This window comes from Tepidiforma flava (assembly GCF_027594505.1).
GTDB classification, from domain to species: domain Bacteria; phylum Chloroflexota; class Dehalococcoidia; order Tepidiformales; family Tepidiformaceae; genus Tepidiforma; species Tepidiforma flava.
In genome coordinates this window covers 37,296-54,124 of sequence record NZ_CP115149.1, presented here as the reverse complement: position 1 = coordinate 54,124, position 16,829 = coordinate 37,296, and the positions used below count along the sequence as shown (strand labels likewise).

15 protein-coding genes and 7 pseudogenes are annotated in these 16,829 nt (G+C 71.3%); 11 read left to right on the top strand and 11 right to left on the bottom strand.

Annotation, left to right across the window (positions count from 1 at the left end; all coding sequences use genetic code 11):
- Nucleotides 1–8: 8 nt before the first annotated feature.
- From O0235_RS00350 to O0235_RS00340, 3 genes are all read right to left on the bottom strand, one after another.
- Entirely contained in the window at nucleotides 9–659 is a 651-nt protein-coding gene (locus O0235_RS00350) for a hypothetical protein (protein ID WP_270056637.1), read from the bottom strand.
- Nucleotides 638–1,450, bottom strand: a complete 813-nt coding sequence (locus O0235_RS00345) for an O-antigen ligase family protein (protein WP_270056636.1) — start codon at nucleotides 1,448–1,450, stop codon at nucleotides 638–640. Before O0235_RS00345 ends, O0235_RS00350 begins: the two co-directional genes overlap by 22 nt.
- 380 nt (nucleotides 1,451–1,830) lie before the next feature.
- Nucleotides 1,831–2,868: a GNAT family N-acetyltransferase gene (locus O0235_RS00340; RefSeq protein WP_270056635.1), complete on the bottom strand. Its 1,038-nt coding sequence runs from the start codon at nucleotides 2,866–2,868 to the stop codon at nucleotides 1,831–1,833.
- 117 nt (nucleotides 2,869–2,985) lie between these two features.
- Between O0235_RS00340 and O0235_RS00335 the strand changes: the two genes are divergently transcribed.
- Nucleotides 2,986–3,282, top strand: a complete 297-nt coding sequence (locus tag O0235_RS00335; RefSeq protein WP_270056634.1) for a hypothetical protein — start codon at nucleotides 2,986–2,988, stop codon at nucleotides 3,280–3,282.
- On the opposite strand, the gene O0235_RS00330 is transcribed toward O0235_RS00335, so the two are convergent.
- Together O0235_RS00330 and O0235_RS00325 are read right to left on the bottom strand one after the other, a co-directional pair.
- Nucleotides 3,165–4,757 carry a glycine--tRNA ligase gene (locus O0235_RS00330; RefSeq protein ID WP_270056633.1) on the bottom strand — a complete coding sequence of 531 codons (1,593 nt, stop codon included), beginning with the start codon at nucleotides 4,755–4,757 and terminating at the stop codon, nucleotides 3,165–3,167. The two genes, O0235_RS00335 and O0235_RS00330, sit on opposite strands and share 118 nt — an antisense overlap.
- A 60-nt stretch (nucleotides 4,758–4,817) precedes the next feature.
- Nucleotides 4,818–5,134, bottom strand: a pseudogene (locus O0235_RS00325) (DUF167 family protein).
- Nucleotides 5,135–5,218: 84 nt separating this feature from the next.
- On the opposite strand from O0235_RS00325, the pseudogene recA reads away from it, so the two are divergent.
- From recA to O0235_RS15110, 8 genes and pseudogenes are all read left to right on the top strand, one after another.
- Nucleotides 5,219–6,251, top strand: a pseudogene (gene recA / locus O0235_RS00315) (recombinase RecA).
- 12 nt (nucleotides 6,252–6,263) lie between these two features.
- Nucleotides 6,264–6,575 (top strand): annotated as a pseudogene (locus O0235_RS15125) (hypothetical protein); the annotation flags it as partial.
- Between the two features lie 95 nt (nucleotides 6,576–6,670).
- The gene (locus tag O0235_RS00310; protein WP_373324336.1) at nucleotides 6,671–6,949 is read left to right on the top strand and encodes a hypothetical protein; all 279 of its coding nucleotides are present in this window, start codon (nucleotides 6,671–6,673) and stop codon (nucleotides 6,947–6,949) included.
- 30 nt (nucleotides 6,950–6,979) lie between these two features.
- Nucleotides 6,980–8,074: pseudogene (locus O0235_RS15120) on the top strand (acyl-CoA dehydrogenase family protein); the annotation flags it as partial.
- A 230-nt stretch (nucleotides 8,075–8,304) separates the two neighbouring features.
- Nucleotides 8,305–8,991: pseudogene (locus O0235_RS15115) on the top strand (penicillin-binding transpeptidase domain-containing protein); the annotation flags it as partial.
- Between the two features lie 8 nt (nucleotides 8,992–8,999).
- Nucleotides 9,000–9,704: a penicillin-binding transpeptidase domain-containing protein gene (locus O0235_RS00300; protein ID WP_270056631.1), complete on the top strand. Its 705-nt coding sequence runs from the start codon at nucleotides 9,000–9,002 to the stop codon at nucleotides 9,702–9,704.
- Nucleotides 9,701–10,384: an FHA domain-containing protein gene (locus tag O0235_RS00295; protein WP_270056630.1), complete on the top strand. Its 684-nt coding sequence runs from the start codon at nucleotides 9,701–9,703 to the stop codon at nucleotides 10,382–10,384. Before O0235_RS00300 ends, O0235_RS00295 begins: the two co-directional genes overlap by 4 nt.
- Before the next feature lie 211 nt (nucleotides 10,385–10,595).
- Nucleotides 10,596–10,808: pseudogene (locus tag O0235_RS15110) on the top strand (FHA domain-containing protein); the annotation flags it as partial.
- 23 nt (nucleotides 10,809–10,831) lie between these two features.
- On the opposite strand, the gene O0235_RS00290 reads toward O0235_RS15110, so the two are convergent.
- From O0235_RS00290 to O0235_RS16170, 6 genes and pseudogenes are all read right to left on the bottom strand, one after another.
- Nucleotides 10,832–11,650, bottom strand: a complete 819-nt coding sequence (locus tag O0235_RS00290) for a HEAT repeat domain-containing protein (RefSeq protein WP_270058089.1) — start codon at nucleotides 11,648–11,650, stop codon at nucleotides 10,832–10,834.
- Nucleotides 11,599–12,936, bottom strand: coding sequence for a M1 family metallopeptidase (locus tag O0235_RS00285; protein ID WP_270056629.1), 1,338 nt, complete (start codon nucleotides 12,934–12,936; stop codon nucleotides 11,599–11,601). Before O0235_RS00285 ends, O0235_RS00290 begins: the two co-directional genes overlap by 52 nt.
- The gene (locus tag O0235_RS00280; protein WP_270056628.1) at nucleotides 12,846–13,379 is read right to left on the bottom strand and encodes a gluzincin family metallopeptidase; all 534 of its coding nucleotides are present in this window, start codon (nucleotides 13,377–13,379) and stop codon (nucleotides 12,846–12,848) included. Before O0235_RS00280 ends, O0235_RS00285 begins: the two co-directional genes overlap by 91 nt.
- A 71-nt stretch (nucleotides 13,380–13,450) precedes the next feature.
- Nucleotides 13,451–13,924, bottom strand: a complete 474-nt coding sequence (gene bcp, locus O0235_RS00275) for a thioredoxin-dependent thiol peroxidase (protein WP_270056627.1) — start codon at nucleotides 13,922–13,924, stop codon at nucleotides 13,451–13,453.
- 58 nt (nucleotides 13,925–13,982) lie between these two features.
- Nucleotides 13,983–14,138 carry a hypothetical protein gene (locus O0235_RS16175; protein ID WP_270056626.1) on the bottom strand — a complete coding sequence of 52 codons (156 nt, stop codon included), beginning with the start codon at nucleotides 14,136–14,138 and terminating at the stop codon, nucleotides 13,983–13,985.
- 197 nt (nucleotides 14,139–14,335) lie between these two features.
- Nucleotides 14,336–14,907: pseudogene (locus O0235_RS16170) on the bottom strand (6-phosphofructokinase); the annotation flags it as partial.
- Between the two features lie 122 nt (nucleotides 14,908–15,029).
- On the opposite strand from O0235_RS16170, the gene O0235_RS00260 reads away from it, so the two are divergent.
- Entirely contained in the window at nucleotides 15,030–16,403 is a 1,374-nt protein-coding gene (locus O0235_RS00260) for a DUF3048 domain-containing protein (RefSeq protein WP_270056625.1), read from the top strand.
- Between the two features lie 88 nt (nucleotides 16,404–16,491).
- On the top strand, nucleotides 16,492–16,713 hold the full coding sequence (locus O0235_RS00255; RefSeq protein WP_270056624.1) for a hypothetical protein: 222 nt from the start codon (nucleotides 16,492–16,494) through the stop codon (nucleotides 16,711–16,713).
- Nucleotides 16,714–16,829: the final 116 nt, after the last annotated feature.

The window sequence follows — 16,829 nt, the reverse complement described above, 5'->3', positions numbered from 1 at the left end:
CCGCGGCCTCAGGGCATCGCCTCGTCCGGCAGCGCCGGCAGCGGCACGACGTAAGTCCACCGGTCTGTCTCGTCGAAGACGAGCACCCCGCCGTCGTGCGCCGCCCGCGTGAGCTGCTCGGCATACCAGGCCGTGGCCGCGCCGTGGGGATTCAGTGCGATCGCCCGCGCCACCGCGCGGGCGATCTCCTCAGCCGGGCGGCCGCGCCCCACCAGCACCGTCGCCAGGTTGAACGCATCGCCCGAGGCGAACCCGAACCGCCGGTCGAAGCGCCGGAGCGCCTCCTCGGCCGCCTGCAGCCGCGCCGGGTCCTGGGTGGCCGCCGCCACCAGCGCGATGGTCTCCCGCCGCGCGTAGTCGCGTTCGAACGGCGCCAGCCGCGCCGCGTCGCGGTACGCGGCGGCGGACTCCTCGAACCGCCCCGCTGCGAACGCGTCCCACCCCGCCTGCGCCCGCGCATCCGCTGCGGGCAGCAGGGCCGCGAGCGCCAGCCCCGCCGCTGCGAGCGGGAGCCCCGCCGCCAGCCCGGCCGCAGACGCCTGCGCGCGCCCCGGCCGCGCCAGCGCCGCCCCCGCCATCGCCCCGAGCAGCGCGAAGAAGAGCGCGTGCGCCGCCAGTGAAATCGGGTTCACCAGCGTCAGCGCGCCGTAGGCGCCCATCGCCGCCCACGCGATTGTCCAGTCCGGCCCGCCCCCGGTTGCCCGCCGCCGCTCGGCCCGCACCGAGGCCCACGCGCAGGCGCCGATGAGCGCAGCCAGCACCGCGAGGCCGGGCAGTCCGGTGTTCGCCGCGATGTCGAGGACGTAATCGTGCGAACTCTGCGCCACGAGGTCGTACTCGGCATACGCCCCGCCCAGGTCCGCCGGGCGCCACCGGGGAACCCAAGGTGAAGCCCATCCGGGCCCACGCCCGTGAGCGGCCGCGCCGCGACGACCTGCAGCGTCCCCTCCCACAGCGCGAGGCGCGTCGAACCGCCGTGCTCCGCCGCCGTCGCCTGCCCGGAGACCCGCGCCGCCGTTCCCTCCAGCCCGCCGGCGGCGAGCGAGGCCGCAGTCACGAGCACCAGCGCGCCGGCCACGGCTGGCACGGCGCGCAGCATCGGCCGACCCGGCCGGCCGGCCAGCCACCGCGCCGCCGGCAGCAGCACGAAGAACAGCGCCACCGCCGCCAGCCCCGACCGGCTCTCCGCTTCGAGCACGATGAACAGCGCCGCGCCCCACGTGACGGCGGCAGCGAGCGCGAACCGCCGCTCCGGCACGAAGGCGGCCAGCCCCATCGAGATGACCGCGAACGCCGCCAGCTCGTTCGCGTTCCCGATCGTCCCGATCGCGCGGTCCGAGGTGTCGATCCACCAGTCGAACGGGTCGAGCCCGGCCGCCTGCACCGCCGTGTAGGCGAACGCCATCGCCAGCCCCGCGAACCCGGCAGCGAAGACCCGCCAGCGTCCCATCGCCGCCAGCGCCCATCCACCCCCGAACAGCCCCAGGTAGGCCAGTTGCGTCGCCAGGCCCTGCCGGTACTGGTAATAGCCGAGGATGCTCCCCGCCAGTCGAGCCCGAGGGCCGTCGAGAGCAGCAGCACGCCCGCCCAGCCGATGAGCAGCGCCCCGAGCCAGCGCGGGACGGTCCGCCGCCACCCGCCCCACAGGAACGCCAGCGCCGCGAGGCTGCCCGTCGCCAGCAGCAGCGCCTGCTTCGGCAGCGTGAAATCGTCGTACAGCGGATGCCAGAAGACGGCCGGCACGCCCGCCAGCGCCGCCGCCATCGCGCCGGCCAGCACCCGGTCGGCCGGCGCCGATCGTCGAACGCTCACTTCGACATGGTACGACCGTCAGCCGGTATGGCCCGGTTCAGCCCGCCCCCAGAGCGCGCGCTCGTCGATGCGCCGCTCCATCGTGTGTTCCACCGGCACGAACCCGTGCCCCAGCCAGAACGGCGCCCCGAGGTAGTTGCCCGAGGCCCAGTGCAGTGTGCACAGCTCGTAGCCGTTCGCCGCGGCCCACGCCATCGACGCCCGCAGCATGGCCGTGCCCACGCCGCCGCCGCGCGCCGCCGCGCTCACGACGCCCTCGAACAGATACAGCCGCTGGTCCTGCCGCACGTGCTCCGGCGTGAACCCGGGCACGAGGAACAGCTGCATCCCGACCGCCGCATCGCCCTGCCAGGCGAGGAACGTCGGCACCGGCCCCGCCAGGCTCGCCTGCAGGAAGCCGTCGAGCGCGGCCCCCGCCTCGATGACCGGCGGCCAGAACATCGGCGGCCCCTGGTGATGCGCCGCCAGCTCCCGGCTCAGGCGCCGAACCGCCGCGAAGTCCTCCGGCGTCGCCTGGTCCACGCGAATGTCCGTGGCAGCAGCGCCGTCGACCGGCCGCACCGTCTCGCGCGTCCCGGCCGTCGTCGCCCGCCCGAAGCCGAGGCTCACCCACGCCTCCTCGACCTCCCGGTCGCCGGTAACGGTGTGCACCCGGTGCACCAGCACACCGTCGCGCACCCACGCCGCCGCCAGCGACGCGTACAGCAGCCGGTAGACCTCCGTCGCATCCTCCCCGGATGCCACGGCATGGCCGGCGACCGGCACCACCGCCGACCGCAGCGGGAGGAACTGCGAGGCAAAATCGGCGGCCGAGAAAGCGAGTCGCAGGCCGATGCAGAATCCCGCAATGCGCCCGTCCCGGACTGCAGCAGCGCCGCCCGCTCCTGGCCGGCCGAGCAGGTGCCGCACCGCCTCCGCAGCCGCGCCCGGGTCCTCCAGCGCCGGCTCGAGGTGCGGAAGCCGCGCCCGGTCCGCACGGTGGCGCGCGGCGAGCAGCGCCCCGCACGCCTCCGCGTCGCCTTCGTCGAGCGGCCGCACCTGCAGACGTCCCGGCATCGGCCGAACTCTACACCAGCCGGCCGGCGCTCCGCACCCTGTTTCGCTCGTGTTTCGCTTGTGTTACATTTGGATTAAATCTGCACGGAGGGCAGAGAACACATGAGGAGTACTGTCGTGACCGACCCCGAAGAGGCCGTCAAGCAGGCATCGGCCCACCTCTACGAAGCGCTCACCCACCACTTCGGGCCGCTCGACCTCGCGGCGCACCAGCCCATCGTCAAAGCGATTTCCGAGTACGGGCAGCGCTGCCGCGAGCATGACGAGGCCGGCCAGGAGACCGCCAGCCGCCACGTCTACGAAGCCCTGACCCAGCACTTCGGCCCGCGCGACCTCGCTGCGAACGACCCCGTCGTCCGCGCCCTCGCCGAATACGGCGAGGCCTGCCGCCGCGCCGGCGTCCGCAAGAGCTGACCCCGACCGTTCGGACATGCGAAGCGCCCGGCGACCACCGCCGGGCGCTTCCGTATTTCGCGCGCGCAGGCGCTGCCGCCCGCTCGCCTAGCAGCGGGGATGCGCTCCTCCAGCGCGGCCACCAGCCCACTGATCGGCACCCGCACCTGCTCCTGCGTGTCCCGGTCGCGAATCGTGACGCAGTCGTCGCCCGGCTGGCCGTTTTCGCCCACCGTCTGGAAGTCGATCGTCACACAGCACGGCGTCCCGATTTCATCCTGCCGCCGGTACCGCCGGCCGATGCTCTGCGTCTCGTCGTACTGCGTCATCCACAGCGGCCGCAGCAGGTCGTACACCCGGCGCGCCGTCGGGCGCAGCGCATCGTTCTTCGAAAGCGGAAGCACCGCCACCTTCACCGGCGCAATCCGCGGCCGGAACTTCAGCACGATGCGCTTCTCGCCCTTCTCGTCCGGCTCCTCGGTGTAGGCGTCCAGCAGGACCACGGCCAGCGTCCGTGTCAGCCCTGCCGCCGGCTCGATGACCCACGGGATGACGTGCTCCCCGCTCTCCTCGTCGAAGTACGTCAGCGGCTGGCCGCTCAGCTCCGCATGCGACCGGAGATCGAAATCCGTCCGCGCGGCGATGCCCTCCAGCTCGCCCCAGCCCCACGGGAACAGGTACTCGATGTCCGTCGTGCCCGCGCTGTAGTGCGAGAGCTCCTCCTTCTCGTGGTCCCGCAGCCGCAGCCGCTCGGGCGCGATGCCGATGACGTCGATGTACCACCGCAGCCGCTCCTCCACCCACTGCCGGTGCAGCGCGAGGTATTCCGCCGGTTTCTCCCGGTCCTTCGGCGGCATGCAGAAGTACTCCATCTCCATCTGCTCGAATTCGAGCGTCCGGAAGATGAACCGCCCCGGCGTGATCTCGTTCCGGAAACTCACCCGCGTCTGTGCGATGCCGAACGGCAGCTTCCGCCGCATCGTCTGCTGCACGTTCACGAAGTTCACGAAAATGCCCTGCGCCGTCTCCGGCGGCAGGTACGCCATGTTCGCTTCATCCGCCACCGGCCCGACCTGCGTTCGGAACATCATGTTGAACTGCCGCGGCTCCGTCAGCTCGCCCCCGTCGAACGGGCAGAGCGGCCGCCCCTGCGCATCCCGCGGCACCTCCCCGTACATCCCCTCCTCCAGGTGGTCCGCCCGGAACCGCCGCTGACAGCGCTTGCAATCGACCAGCGGGTCCGTGAAGTTCGCCACGTGCCCGCTGCCCACCCACACCTGCGGGTTCGTGATCAGCGCGGCGTCGAGCCCCACCACGTCGTCCCGCTCCATCACCATCGACCGCCACCATGCCTCGCGGATGTTCCGCTTCAGCTCGACGCCCAGCGGGCCGTAGTCATACGCATTGGCGAATCCGCCGTAGATCTCCGCCGACGGGAAGACGAAGCCCCGCCGCTTCGCGAGCGACACGATCGTTTCGAGGTCTGGTGCTGGCACGGTCCCCTGCCCGGTCCAAAGAGTCGGCGCGCCCGGCTGGCGCGCCGCTGATCCTCCACGTTACCGCGGCCCCGCCTTACCCGCTGGTCCGTCCCCCGCCCCAAGCCGCGCCGCGACCTGCTCCAGCGTCAGCCCGACCTCGAACACCTTCACCCGGCTCGCCGCGCCCTGCACGAGCACCACCTCCCGGCCCGGCAGCCCGAGCGCTTTCGCCAGCAGCGCCGCCACCGCCGCATTCGCAGCGCCATCCGCCGGCGCAGCCCGCACCCGCACGCGCAGCGCCCGGACTCGTCGAACCCCTCGATGGCGTCCCGCCCTGCCCGCGGCGTCACCCGCACCGACAGACGCGCCACCGGGACGCCACCCCTAGAACAAATGTGCGCCGCATGCTATCGTACCCACCGTCGGCAGCCGCGATGGTATCATCCGGCCCCGAACGAACCCGGCGGGTGGCCACACGCATGCCTGATCCAGACCGCGCTCGCGCGCTCGAACTCGCACTCTCCCAGATCGAAAAACAATTCGGCCGCGGCGCCATCATCAAGCTCGGCGACGCCGAGGCGAACCAGACCGAGGTCATCTCCTCCGGCTCGCTTGCCCTCGATATCGCCCTCGGTGTCGGCGGCATCCCCGGGGCCGCGTCACCGAAATCTTCGGCCCCGAATCCGCCGGCAAGAGCACCCTCGCCCAGCATGTCATGGCCGAGGCCCAAAAATGGGCGGCACCGCCGCCTACATCGACGTCGAGCACGCCATGGACCCCGGCTACGCCCGCGACCTCGGCATCCGCCTCGAAGACCTCCTCGTCGCCCAGCCCGACACCGGCGAGCAGGCCCTCGAAATCTGCGAAACCCTCGTCCGCTCCAACGCGGTCGATGTCATCGTCGTCGACTCCGTCGCGGCGCTCGTCCCCCGCGCCGAGATCGAAGGCGAAATGGGCGATGCCCACGTCGGCCTCCAGGCCCGCCTCATGTCGCAGGCGCTCCGCAAGCTGACCGCCACCATCGCCCGCACCAGCACCGCCGTCATCTTCATCAACCAGCTGCGCGAAAAAGTCGGCGTCGTCTTCGGCAACCCCGAAGTCACCCCCGGCGGCCGCGCCCTCAAGTTCTACGCCTCCGTCCGCATCGATATCCGGCCCGTCGATTCCATCAAGCGCGGTCCCGATATCGTCGGACGCCGCGTCAAGGCCAAGATCGTCAAGAACAAAGTCGCACCGCCGTTCCGCCAGGCCGAGTTCGATATCATGTTCGAACCGCCGCGCGGCATCTCCCGCACCGGCGACATCATCGACCTCGGCGTCGAACACGGCATCCTCACCAAGAGCGGCGCCTTCTACAGCTACGGCGATATGCGCATCGGCCAGGGCCGCGAAAATGCCAGGCAGTTCCTCGACGATAACCCCGAACTCGCCAGCGAGATCGAAAATGAGATCCGCCGGCAGGTCGGCCTGCCAGTCCGAGAAGTGAGAGGAGAGCAGCTGGTGGAGCGCTAGCTCCCCGGCAGTATGGACGCTGAACCCGGTCCCCGGGTCCCCTACATCGCCTCCATGAGCCCCGCGGGCCGCGGGCGCCTCCGGATCGTCACCCTCAGCGACGGGCGCGAGCTCGTCTTCTCCGACGAAGCCTGCGAACGCGCCGGCGCCGCTGGGGGCATGCCGGCCGACGCTGCGCTCCTCGAACTCCTCGACCGCGAAGAGCGCCGCGCCGGCGCGCACGAGGCTGCCCTCCGCCTCCTCGACGCCCGGCCCCGCTCCGAGCACGAGATGCGCACGAGGCTCGCCCTCCGCGGCTTCGACCCGGAGACCATCGCCTTCGAAATCGACCGCCTCCGCAACGCCGGCCTCCTCGATGACGCCCGCTTCGCCCGCGCCTGGGTCGAAGACCGGAAGCGCGTCTCCCCCGCGGCACCGCCATGCTTCGCTACGAACTCCTCGGCCGCGGCATCGACCCCGAAGCCGCCGCCGCCGCCATCGACGGCATCGATGACCTCGAACTGGCCACCAGCCTGGCCCTCCAGCGCGGCCGCCGCTACGCCGGCCGCACCCACGAGGAGTTCCTTGCCAAAGTCGGCGGCTTCCTCCGCCGCCGCGGCTTCGACTACAGCGTGACCTCGGAAGCGCTCCGCATCGCCTGGGAACAGCTGGCTGCCGGGGCGGAATCATGTGACGCTGACGCCGCCGGCGCGCCCTGAACCGGCCGCGGTACCCACGGTCCCGGAAGTCTGGCAGAATCCGCTGGCACGTCACCCTCGGCCGCTCCACGCCGGCCGGCACCGGAGGTTCGTTCACCCCATGGAATTGCGCTTCGGCGAGAAGAAGAGGCCCTCCGCGCGGAGGTCCGCAAGTTCCTGCAGGAGACGCTCGGCAACCGCCTCGAAGAAGGCGGTGAGCAGCTCGGCACCCGCTCCGATGAGGAGTTCGAATTCGCCCAGGCCTTCAACCGCAAGCTCGCCGAGCGCGGCTGGATCGCCCCTGCCTGGCCGAAGGAGTACGGCGGCCTCGGCGCCTCCATCTACGAGCAGATGGTCTTCAACGAGGAGTTCGGCTACTGGGGCGCCCCCGATACCGGCACCCGCGGCTTCGGCGTCGGCATGATAGGCCCGACCCTCATCATCCACGGCACCGAAGAACAGAAGCGCTACTACCTCCCGAAGATCACCAGCGGCGAACACATCTGGTGCCAGGGCTATAGCGAGCCCGGCGCCGGCTCCGACCTCGCCAGCCTCCAGACCCGCGCCGTCCGCGACGGCGACGACTACATCATCAACGGCCAGAAGATCTGGACCTCCGGCGGCCACCGCGCCAACCAGATGTTCTGCCTCGTCCGCACCGACCCCGAGGCCCCAAAGCACCGCGGCATCAGCTTCCTCCTCATCGACGACATCAAGAACACGCCCGGCCTCACCATCCGCCCCCTCATCAACATGGCCAACCGCCACCACTTCAACGAGGTATTCTTCGAAGACGTCCGCGTCCCCGCCAAGAACCTCGTCGGGGAAGAGAACCGCGGCTGGTACGTCGGCATGACGCTGCTCGACTTCGAACGCTCCGGCATCGGGACCACCGCCTCCCAGAAGCGCACGCTCGAAAAGCTCGCCCGCAACCTGCGCGAAGGGCCGGCCGACCGCCGCGCGAAGTACCGCACGCGCCTCGCCGACCTCGTCGTCGCCAACAACGTCGGCCGCTACCTCGGCTACCGAATCGGCTACATCCAGTCGAAGGGCCAGGTGCCGAACTACGAAGCCTCCGTCGTCAAGATCTTCCAGTCCGAACTCGGCCAGAAGATCTACAACTTCGGCGTCAACATGCTGGGCCTCGGCGGCCAGCTCCGCCCCGAAGAGCCGCGCGCTCCATCCATGGTGAGCTCCCCGAGTCCTACCTCATGTCCGTGCCCTCCACCATCTACTCGGGCACCAACGAGATCCAGCGGAACATCATCGCTACCCGGGGGCTCGGTCTGCCCCGCGGCTGACCCGCGCCCGGCGCACCGCAGCGGGGGCGCAGGCTCGCTGCGCCCCCGCTGCCATCCGGGCGGTACAATCACCGCGTGCTCACCCCGGCGGATTTCGAGCGCCGCCTCCGCGTCGTTTCCGGGCTGGCCGTTGCCTTCCTCGTCACGGCAATTGCAGTCCTCGCCTGGTGGCAGGTGCTGGATACCGGCCTCGCCAGCGAAGACCGCAACCCCCGCCTCCTCTCGCGTTTTTACGACCCGAACCGCGGCCGCATCCTCGACCGCGACGGCAACGTCCTCGTCGAAACCCTCTCCGACGGGCGCCGCTACCTCTACGACGCCTCCCTCGCCCACGTCACCGGCTACCTCGACCCCCGCTACGGCTCGCAGGGCATCGAACTCGCCTACGATGCCGCCCTTTCCGGGCGAACCGGCAGCGGCTGGCTCGCTGCCTTCCGCTACGAACTCCTCCGCGAACCGCTCCGCGGCGACGACGTGCGCCTCACCATCGACCCCGCGGTCCAGGCCGCCGCACGCGAAGCGCTCGGCGGCCGCAAAGGCGCCGTCGTCGCTCTCGACCCCGTGACGGGCGACATCCTCGCCATGGTCAGCGTCCCGACCTTCGACCCCGGCGCGCTCGGGTCGACCGGCGAGGCGCTCCTGCGCGACCCCGGCGCGCCGCTCCTCAACCGCGCCACGCAGGGCCTCTACCCGCCCGGCTCGACGTTCAAGACGGTCACCGCCCTCGCCGCCCTCGAAGCGGGCATCATCACCCCGGAGACCGTCGTCGAATGTCCCGGGAAGTCGTCATCGACGGATTCCCTGTTTCCTGCCGCAACACGCCCCAGGGCGTGGGCACCTACCCCTTCAGCCACGCCTTCATCTACTCCGTCAATGCCGTCTTCGCCAGGCTCGGCGTCGACCTCGGCTGGCAGCGCCTCGAAGCCGCAGCCCAACGCCTCGGATTCGGCCGCGACCTCCCCTTCCCGCTCGAAACAGCGGCCTCGCAGCTCCGTTCGCCCGGCTCACCGCGCACGGCGGTTCTCCTCGCTTCGACCGCCTTCGGGCAGGGCGAACTCCTCGCCACCCCGCTCCAGATGGCGCTCGTCGCCGCGGCTGTCGCGAACCGCGGCGTCATGCCCGCTCCCCGCATCACCCTCGACGCGTGGCGGGACGGTGCGCGTGTCGCCGAGCTCTCGCGGCCCACGTCCGCCCGTGTCGCCGATGCCGGGGCCGCGGGCGACGTCGCGGCCATGATGGCCGGCGTCGTCGAGGCGGGCCAGGCCGCCGGCGTCGCCATCTCCGGTGTCGCCGTCGCCGGCAAGACGGGCACCGCCGAGGCCGGCGACGGCACTTCGCACGCCTGGTTCATCGCCTTCGCCCCGGTCGAACAGCCGCGCGTCGCCGTCGCCGTCATCGTCGAGTCAGGCGGGCAGGGCGGGGTCGTCGCCGCGCCCATCGCCGGCCGGGTCATCCGCGCGGCGGTGCAGCGGTGAGCGGCCGGCCCGCGCTCGAACGGCTCGCATCCCGGGCGCTCCGGCTCGGCCTGCCCGCCGCCCTCCACCCTGCGGCGCTCGCCCAGGCCGTCGTCGATGAGGTCCTTGCCCGCGCGCGCGGCGGCGAAGCCCCGAACCGCGTCACCGTCCGCCTCAACCCGGCTGATGCCCGGCAGCTCGGCCCCGTCCTCCCCGACCTCGAGCCTGCCCTCGCCGAATCCCTCGATGCCGCCTGCCGCGCCGCCGGCCTGCGGCCCTTCGCGCCCTGGCAGTTCCGTTTCGTCGCCGCAGCCGCCGTCCCCGCGGCTGAGCCCGCCGTCGCCGCAGATTTCAGCGACCCTGCAGCCCCGGCCAGCGCCGCCCCCGTCCGAGAAACCGTTCGCATCAGCAGGCTCAACGGGCTCCGCCTCCGTCTCGCCGGCGGCGGCATCCTCCCGCTCACCCACGTCCCGTTCCTCCTTGGCCGGGCGCCCGAATGCGACGGCGTCATCGCCGACCTCGCTGTCTCCCGCCGTCACGCCGAAATCCGCCGCGCGCCCGGCGGCGGCCTCGAAATCTGCGACCTCGGCAGCCGCAACGGCACGTTCCGCAACGGCGAGCGCATCGCGGCCGCCCCGCTCGAACCGGGCGACCGCATCGCGCTCGGGTCCGTCGAACTCACGCTCGAGGAGCAGCCGTGACCGACTCCGTCGAGCTGCTCCTCCTCCGCCTTGCCATCTTCGCCGTCATCTTCGGCACCTGCGCGGCCATCGTCCGCTCCCTCCGCGCCAACTACCTGCCCCGCCCCGTCGCCGAGGCGCCCCGTCCCGAGCCCCGCCCGTGGCGCCTCCTCCTCGAATCCCCGGGCGAATCGGGGTGCCGCCCGGCACCAGCTACCGCCTCGCCGGTCTCATGGAGATCGGCCGCGACGGCGGGGCAGGGATCGTCATCGGCGACCCGTCCGTCTCGGCGCGCCACGCCCGCCTCGAGCGTGTCGCCCGCGGCTGGCTCCTGCGCGACCTCGGCAGCACGAACGGCACGTACGTCGAAGGGCGTCCCGTCCCGCCGGGCGGGCTCATCCTCGCCGGCGGCGAACGGATCCAGCTCGGGGCCGTCGTCTTCCGGCTGCTTCCGCCGGGGGCTGAGCGCTACTTCCGCGCTTCGAGCCGCTCGAGCCGGTCGCGCAGCTTCGTGTTCTCCTCCCGCAGCTTTTCGAACTCCTCGCGCAGCTTGCGCACCTCGTCGTCCGTTGCCGCGCCCTTCCGCAGGGCGAGCGCGTTCTCCCGCGCCATCCGCACGCCGCGCCCGTCGAGCTCCCGCGCCGCCATCTTCTCCAGCGCCGGCACCTGGCTCGCGTCCCCGAGCGTCTTGAGCGCGTCCGCTGCCGCGATCCGCACCCGGAAGTCCGGGTCCAGCAGGAACTCAGCGATCTCCTCGCCGAGCGGCTTCTTTCGCTCGGGGAAGAACTGCCCGAGCCGCGCGAGTCCGCCGACGGCCGGGGGCCGCGCCTGGAACGGCTCGCCGTAGCGGGCCGCGCGACGCAGCAAGTCGAATCCGCGCTCGTCCCGCAGCTCCACGAGGCCGTCGATGCAGCCCACCCGCACCACCTGCCGGAACGACGGCCGGTCGAACTGCGCCGCGATGACGTCGAACGACCCGGGCAGCCGCAGCTTGCCGATGCTCCGGCAAGCCTCTGCCTCGACGAACCACGAAGCGTCGCGCCGGGCGAACGGCCGCAGCGCCTCGAGCACCGCTTCGTCGCCCCGGAACTCGCCCAGCGCGGCAACGACCGCCCGGCGCGCCCGCGGCTGCCGCACGCTCAGGCAGCGCAGCAGGGCATCCCGCGCCGCCGTCGTCCGGATGTCGCCCAGCGCCCGCGCCGCCGCCGCCTGCACGCCCCACCACTTGTCGCCCATCACTGCGGTCTCCAGCGCGGCGACGGCCTCCGCGCCTCCCTTCTTCCCCAGCTCCCCGGCGGCCCACTGCCGGCCGATGATGCTGTCGTCATCCCGCAGCTGCAGCCGGAGCTCCCCGCCGACTTCTCCCACTCCAGCTCCTTCAGCACCGCGCCATCCGGGTCGAACCGGCAGAGGTCCGGCTTCCACGGCAGCGGGAAGACGAACTGCTCCTCTGCGCGCGTCACCTCCACCCGGAACGACTGCGGCTTCCCGCGTCCCTTTCGGAAGTCGATGGTGACCGGGAACCGGAACACCGGCGTCCCGTCCACCGTGTCCTGCGTCTGCTTCACCGAAACGCTCGCCAGACCCGTCGCGTCGTCCCAGCTCCAGGTGACCTTCAGCTTCGGATGCCCCGGCCGGGAGACCCACTGGTCGAAGAACCACTCGAGGTTCCGGCCCGTCTCGGCCGCGATCGCATCGATGAGGTCCTGCGTGATGACGTTCTGCTCCGCGTGCTCCCGCACGTACCGCTGAATCGAGCGGAAGAACGCGTCATCGCCCAGCTCCGCCCGCAGCATATGCAGCACCAGCGACCCCTTCTCGTACAGGTGCCGGTCGAAGATGTCGATCGGGTCGTGGAACACGTTCGTCACGATCGGCCGCCGGTACCGCTCGTCGAGGTACAGCCGCGTGTTCTCGATGACGCCCTGCCGGTACCGGTCGATCCCGTGGTGGTGCTCGTCCCACAGCATCTCGAAATACGTCGCGAACCCCTCGTTCAGCCAGCCGTGCGCCCAGTCCCGGCAGGTCAGCAGGTCGCCGAACCACTGGTGGGCCAGCTCGTGCGACACGAGGTCGTCGCTGTCGAAATCCCGCTTCGCTTTCACGTCGAGCAGGATGTTCTCGGTCATCGTCGTGGCGCTCGTGTTCTCCATCCCGCCGAACACGAAGTCCCGCACCACCACCTGGCTGTATTTCGCCCACGGGTAAGGCATCCCGGTGAGCTTCTCGAACAGGGCAATCATCGCCGGCGTGTTTCCGAAGGTCCGCTCTGCCGCCTCCGCATCCTTCGCCTCGACATAATAGTCGACCGGCACCCGGTCGGCGGCGCCTTCGATCCGTACGAACTCCCCGGCCGCGATCGTCAGCAGGTAGGCGGGGTGCGGCCGGTCCTGGTGCCAGTGGAACGTTCGCGTCCCGTCGCGGTTCGCCTTCTCCTGCAGCAGCCGCCCGTTCGAAAGCGCGAACCAGCTTCCGGGGACGGTCACCACCACGTCCGAGGTGAACTTGTCGCTCGGGTGATCGAAGCAGGGCAGCCAGTACCGCGTGTCCTCGTCCCGGCACTGCGTCCACACCTGCCGCGGCTTCTCCGGGTACCCTCGTCCGGCCCGATGAAGTACATCCCGATGCGCGGCGATGCCTCGTAGGCAATCGCGACCTGCAGCTCCTGCCCCCGCTTCCGCCCCTCCCCAAGGTCGACCGTCAGCCGCGCGCCGTCGTAGTCGAAGGCGGCCTCCCGCCTCCCGACGGTCACTCCGCTGACGACCATATCGACGGCGTCGAACGCGACGAACCGCGTGCCGTCGTTCAGCGGCGCGACCGTGTGCGTGACCGTCCCGCGGACCTTCTTCGCGTCGACGTCGAGCTGCACCTCGATCTTGACGTGCAGGATGTCGACGAGGCGGTCCGGCGGCCAGACGGGCCGGTCGCCCGGCAGTGCGTGGGGCGGCGTCCGAGGCTCATCGCCGCCGAATTCGAGCCGCCCGCAAGAAAGGCGTTCGCCATACAGGAACGACATGGTGCCGTCCGCCTCCCGGTGGTCTGGGCCGCCATGCTACGGAGGCGGCGACCTACGGGCGACGTGGCCGCTTACTTCGCGTTCGCCTCCAGCCAGGCGAGCACCTCATCGCCGTGCCCGTCCGGCTTCACCTTCGGCCAGGTTTTCGCCACCTTCCCCGCGGGGTCGATGACGACCGTCGAGCGGATCATCCCCTCGTACTCCTTGCCGTACATCTTCTTCGTGCCCCAGGCGCCGTACGCCCGCGCCACCTCATGCTCCGTATCGGCCAGCAGCGGGAAGGGCAGCGCATACTTGTCGGCGAACTTCCGGTGCGAGGCGCTGCTGTCGCCGCTCACTCCGAGCACCACCGCCCCCTTCGCCTGCAGCTCCGCGTGCCGGTCCCGGAAGCTGCAGGCCTCCTTCGTGCAGCCCGGCGTATCGTCCTTCGGGTAGAAGTACAGCACGACCCATTTGCCGGCGAAATCCGCCAGCGAGACGGTTTTCCCGTCCTGGTCGGGCAGCGAAAAGGCGGGCGCGGCGGCGCCAACGTCGGGCATGGACATCCGGGCGAACCTCCAGCAAGAGCTCCTGCTGATCCTACGCGCCCGCGCCCCGCTTCCGTCAGCCCGAAAGCTGCTGCGCCAGCCGCAGCAGCTCCGCGTTCACCGGCGGGTGGGCGTTCGCCACCACCTCGCGCAGCGGCACCTCCACCGACCGGCCGCCCTGCCGGCCGATCATCACGCCCGTCCGCCCCGCGGCCAGCGCTTCGACGGCCATCGCGCCGCCCTCGGAGGCGACCAGCCGGTCCCGCATCGTCGGCCGGCCGCCGCGTTGCGTGTGCCCCAGCACCACCACCCGGTACGGCCGCCCGAGCGCCTTCCCCACGACGGGCGCCACCCCGAAGGCGCCCCCGCCTCGTCGCCCTCCGCCACCACGATGATGTGGCTCCGCTTCCCCTTCGCCATCGTCTCCCGCACCCGCTCGACCACGTGGTCGATCTCCGCGTGCGCCTCGGGCACCACCACGCCGGCCGCTCCGCCCGCCACCGCCGTGTGCAGCGCGATAGCGCCGCTGGTGCGGCCCATCACCTCGACGAAGAACATCATCCCGGTCGATTCGCCCGTGTCACGCAGCTGGTCGATCGCCAGCAGCGCCGTGTTCACTGCCGTATCGAACCCGATCGACTCCTCGGTTCCCCAGACGTCGTTGTCGATCGTCCCCGGGAGGCCCGCGACCGCCACGCCGCACTCGTCCTGAAGCGCAAGCGCACCCGGAAACTGCCGTCACCTCCAATGACGACGAGGCCGTCGACGCCGTCTGTCCGCATCTGCTCCGCCGCCTTCGCCCGCACTGCCGGGTCGAGGAACTCCGGGCACCGCGACGTCCCGATGATCGTCCCGCCCCGCTGGATGATGTTGCCCACCGCGCGGTCGTCCAGCTCGACGAACGCGCCCCGCACGAGCCCGCTGTAGCCGTCGAGGTACCCGACCGCCTCGATGCCGAGCCGCGTCGCCGTCCGGACTGCCGCCCGGATCGCCGCGTTCATCCCCGGCGCGTCGCCGCCGCTGGTCAAAATCCCGATTCGCTTCATGCTCCCAACTCTGCCGTCCAACCGATGAACCCGGCAACCCCCGTTGAACGCACGGGGTCCGCTGGTAGCATCCTGCCATGGCGGAACTGCAGCAGCTCCTCCGGCGCCGGCCCGTCATCATCGCCGCCGCCGGCCTCGTCGTCATCATCCTCGCAGCCATCGTCGCCGTCGTCCTCGCAGGCGGCGGCTCCTCAGCGTCTCCCGGCGACGAGCAACCGACCGCGACCGCCACGGCGACGGCGACCCGCACCGCAACCTCCACCGCAACCGCGGCGGCCACGGCAACCCCGTTCGCCGGCATCCTCGACGGCGCCCCGATGACCGCCGACGAATGGGCCGCCCGGAAGGACCTCCTCCCGCTCGCCGTGATGTTCGACAACACGCCGAACTCGATCCCCCACCACGGCCTCGGCAGCGCCGACCTCGTCTACGAAGCCTTCGTCGAAGGCGGCATCACCCGCCTCATGGCCGTCTTCTGGCGCCGCGATGCCGACCCGGTGATGGCCGTCCGCTCGGCCCGCACCCCCTTCGTCATCTGGGTCGATGAACTCGGCGCGCTCTACGCTCACGCCGGCTCCGCGACGACCAACAACGAGGCCAACGCCGCCGGCCAAATCATCGAGTGGGGCATCAAGGACCTCGACGCCTTCAAGCCCGGCTCCAACTCGGCCTACTACCGCGATTCCAGCCGCTACGCGCCCTACAACCTCGCCACCAGCACCGCCCGCCTCCGCGCCGCGGCCGCCGCGCTCGGCTTCCAGGGCCCGCCCGCCGTCGAGTCGTGGCAGTTCCGCAACCCCGGCGACCCGCCCGCCGGGACGCCCGCCGGCGGCATCCAGGTCGACTTCTCCGGCCGCATGTACAGCTGGCAGCTCATCCAGTGGCGCTGGGACGAGGCCCGCAACGCCTACGGCCGCTTCCAGTTCGGCGGCCCCCAGGTGGATGGCAACACCGGCGAGCAGCTCTTCTTCACCACCGTCATCGTCATGCGCGTGAACTCCCGCGTCGTCGATTCGTCCGGCCACGTCCTCCTCGATCAGTTCGGCGAAGGGCCTGCGACCGTCTTCACCGGCGGCCGCGCCATCGAAGGCACCTGGCGCAAAGCCGACCGCAAGGCCCGAACCCGCTTCTACGACACGAACGGCAACGAAATCGCCTTCGAACGCGGGCCCATCTTCATCGAAGTCCTCGGCCAGCAAAGCGACTTCACCGTGACCGCCAGCGCCGCCGACCTCCCGCCGTTGCCGAAGTACACCCCGCCGCCGCCTGGCCCCGCCCCGGCCGACGACGACGTGCCGACGCCCGCCCCGACCTCCGAACCGTCGCCGGCGGCCACCGCCACGCCCACCCCGTCCCCGGTGGCGACGCCGCCGCCCGCGACCCCGACTCCTGCCGCGACCGCGGACCAGACCGCCTCGCCGGAGGCTTCGACCGCCACGCCGGCGCCCTGAGCCCGGTAGCCCGTTACGCCGCCGGCGCTATGATTCCCTCTCGAACGACTCAGCGGGGCCGAATCGCCCCGTGTGCCCTGGAGACGTGATGGCTGCCTTCCTGCCCTTCCTCATCAGCGCCATGAGCCTCGGCGTCATCAACCTGCTCATCTTCCTCGGGTCCGCCGTGATCATCACCATCCCGGTCTTCGCCACCCGGGGCCGGACGCAGGCCATCTGGGCAGCCGTCAGCGGCAGCATCCTCCTCGTCGAAGCGGCGGTTCTCGTCACCCTCGTCGTCCTGACCAGCCAGGGCCGCATCTTCAGCTAGCTGCACCCGGCCCGCGAACCGCAAGCATCGCCTTTCGAACGACGAGCGCCCCCGAACTCCTCCGGGGCGCTCGTCGCGTTTTCGCTCGCTCGAATGGTGGCCGCTCGAAACCCGCG

Coding starts and splice junctions, on each gene's coding strand:
- O0235_RS00350 (WP_270056637.1), bottom strand. CDS start 659: ATGGGCGCCTACGGCGCGCTGACGCTGGTGAACCCGATTTCACTGGCG.
- O0235_RS00345 (WP_270056636.1), bottom strand. CDS start 1,450: ATGGGACGCTGGCGGGTCTTCGCTGCCGGGTTCGCGGGGCTGGCGATG.
- O0235_RS00340 (WP_270056635.1), bottom strand. CDS start 2,868: ATGCCGGGACGTCTGCAGGTGCGGCCGCTCGACGAAGGCGACGCGGAG.
- O0235_RS00310 (WP_373324336.1), top strand. CDS start 6,671: ATGCTTCGCTACGAACTCCTCGGCCGCGGCATCGACCCCGAAGCCGCC.
- O0235_RS00300 (WP_270056631.1), top strand. CDS start 9,000: ATGTCCCGGGAAGTCGTCATCGACGGATTCCCTGTTTCCTGCCGCAAC.
- O0235_RS00280 (WP_270056628.1), bottom strand. CDS start 13,379: ATGTCGTTCCTGTATGGCGAACGCCTTTCTTGCGGGCGGCTCGAATTC.
- bcp (WP_270056627.1), bottom strand. CDS start 13,924: ATGTCCATGCCCGACGTTGGCGCCGCCGCGCCCGCCTTTTCGCTGCCC.
- O0235_RS16175 (WP_270056626.1), bottom strand. CDS start 14,138: ATGGCCGTCGAAGCGCTGGCCGCGGGGCGGACGGGCGTGATGATCGGC.
- O0235_RS00260 (WP_270056625.1), top strand. CDS start 15,030: ATGGCGGAACTGCAGCAGCTCCTCCGGCGCCGGCCCGTCATCATCGCC.
- O0235_RS00255 (WP_270056624.1), top strand. CDS start 16,492: ATGGCTGCCTTCCTGCCCTTCCTCATCAGCGCCATGAGCCTCGGCGTC.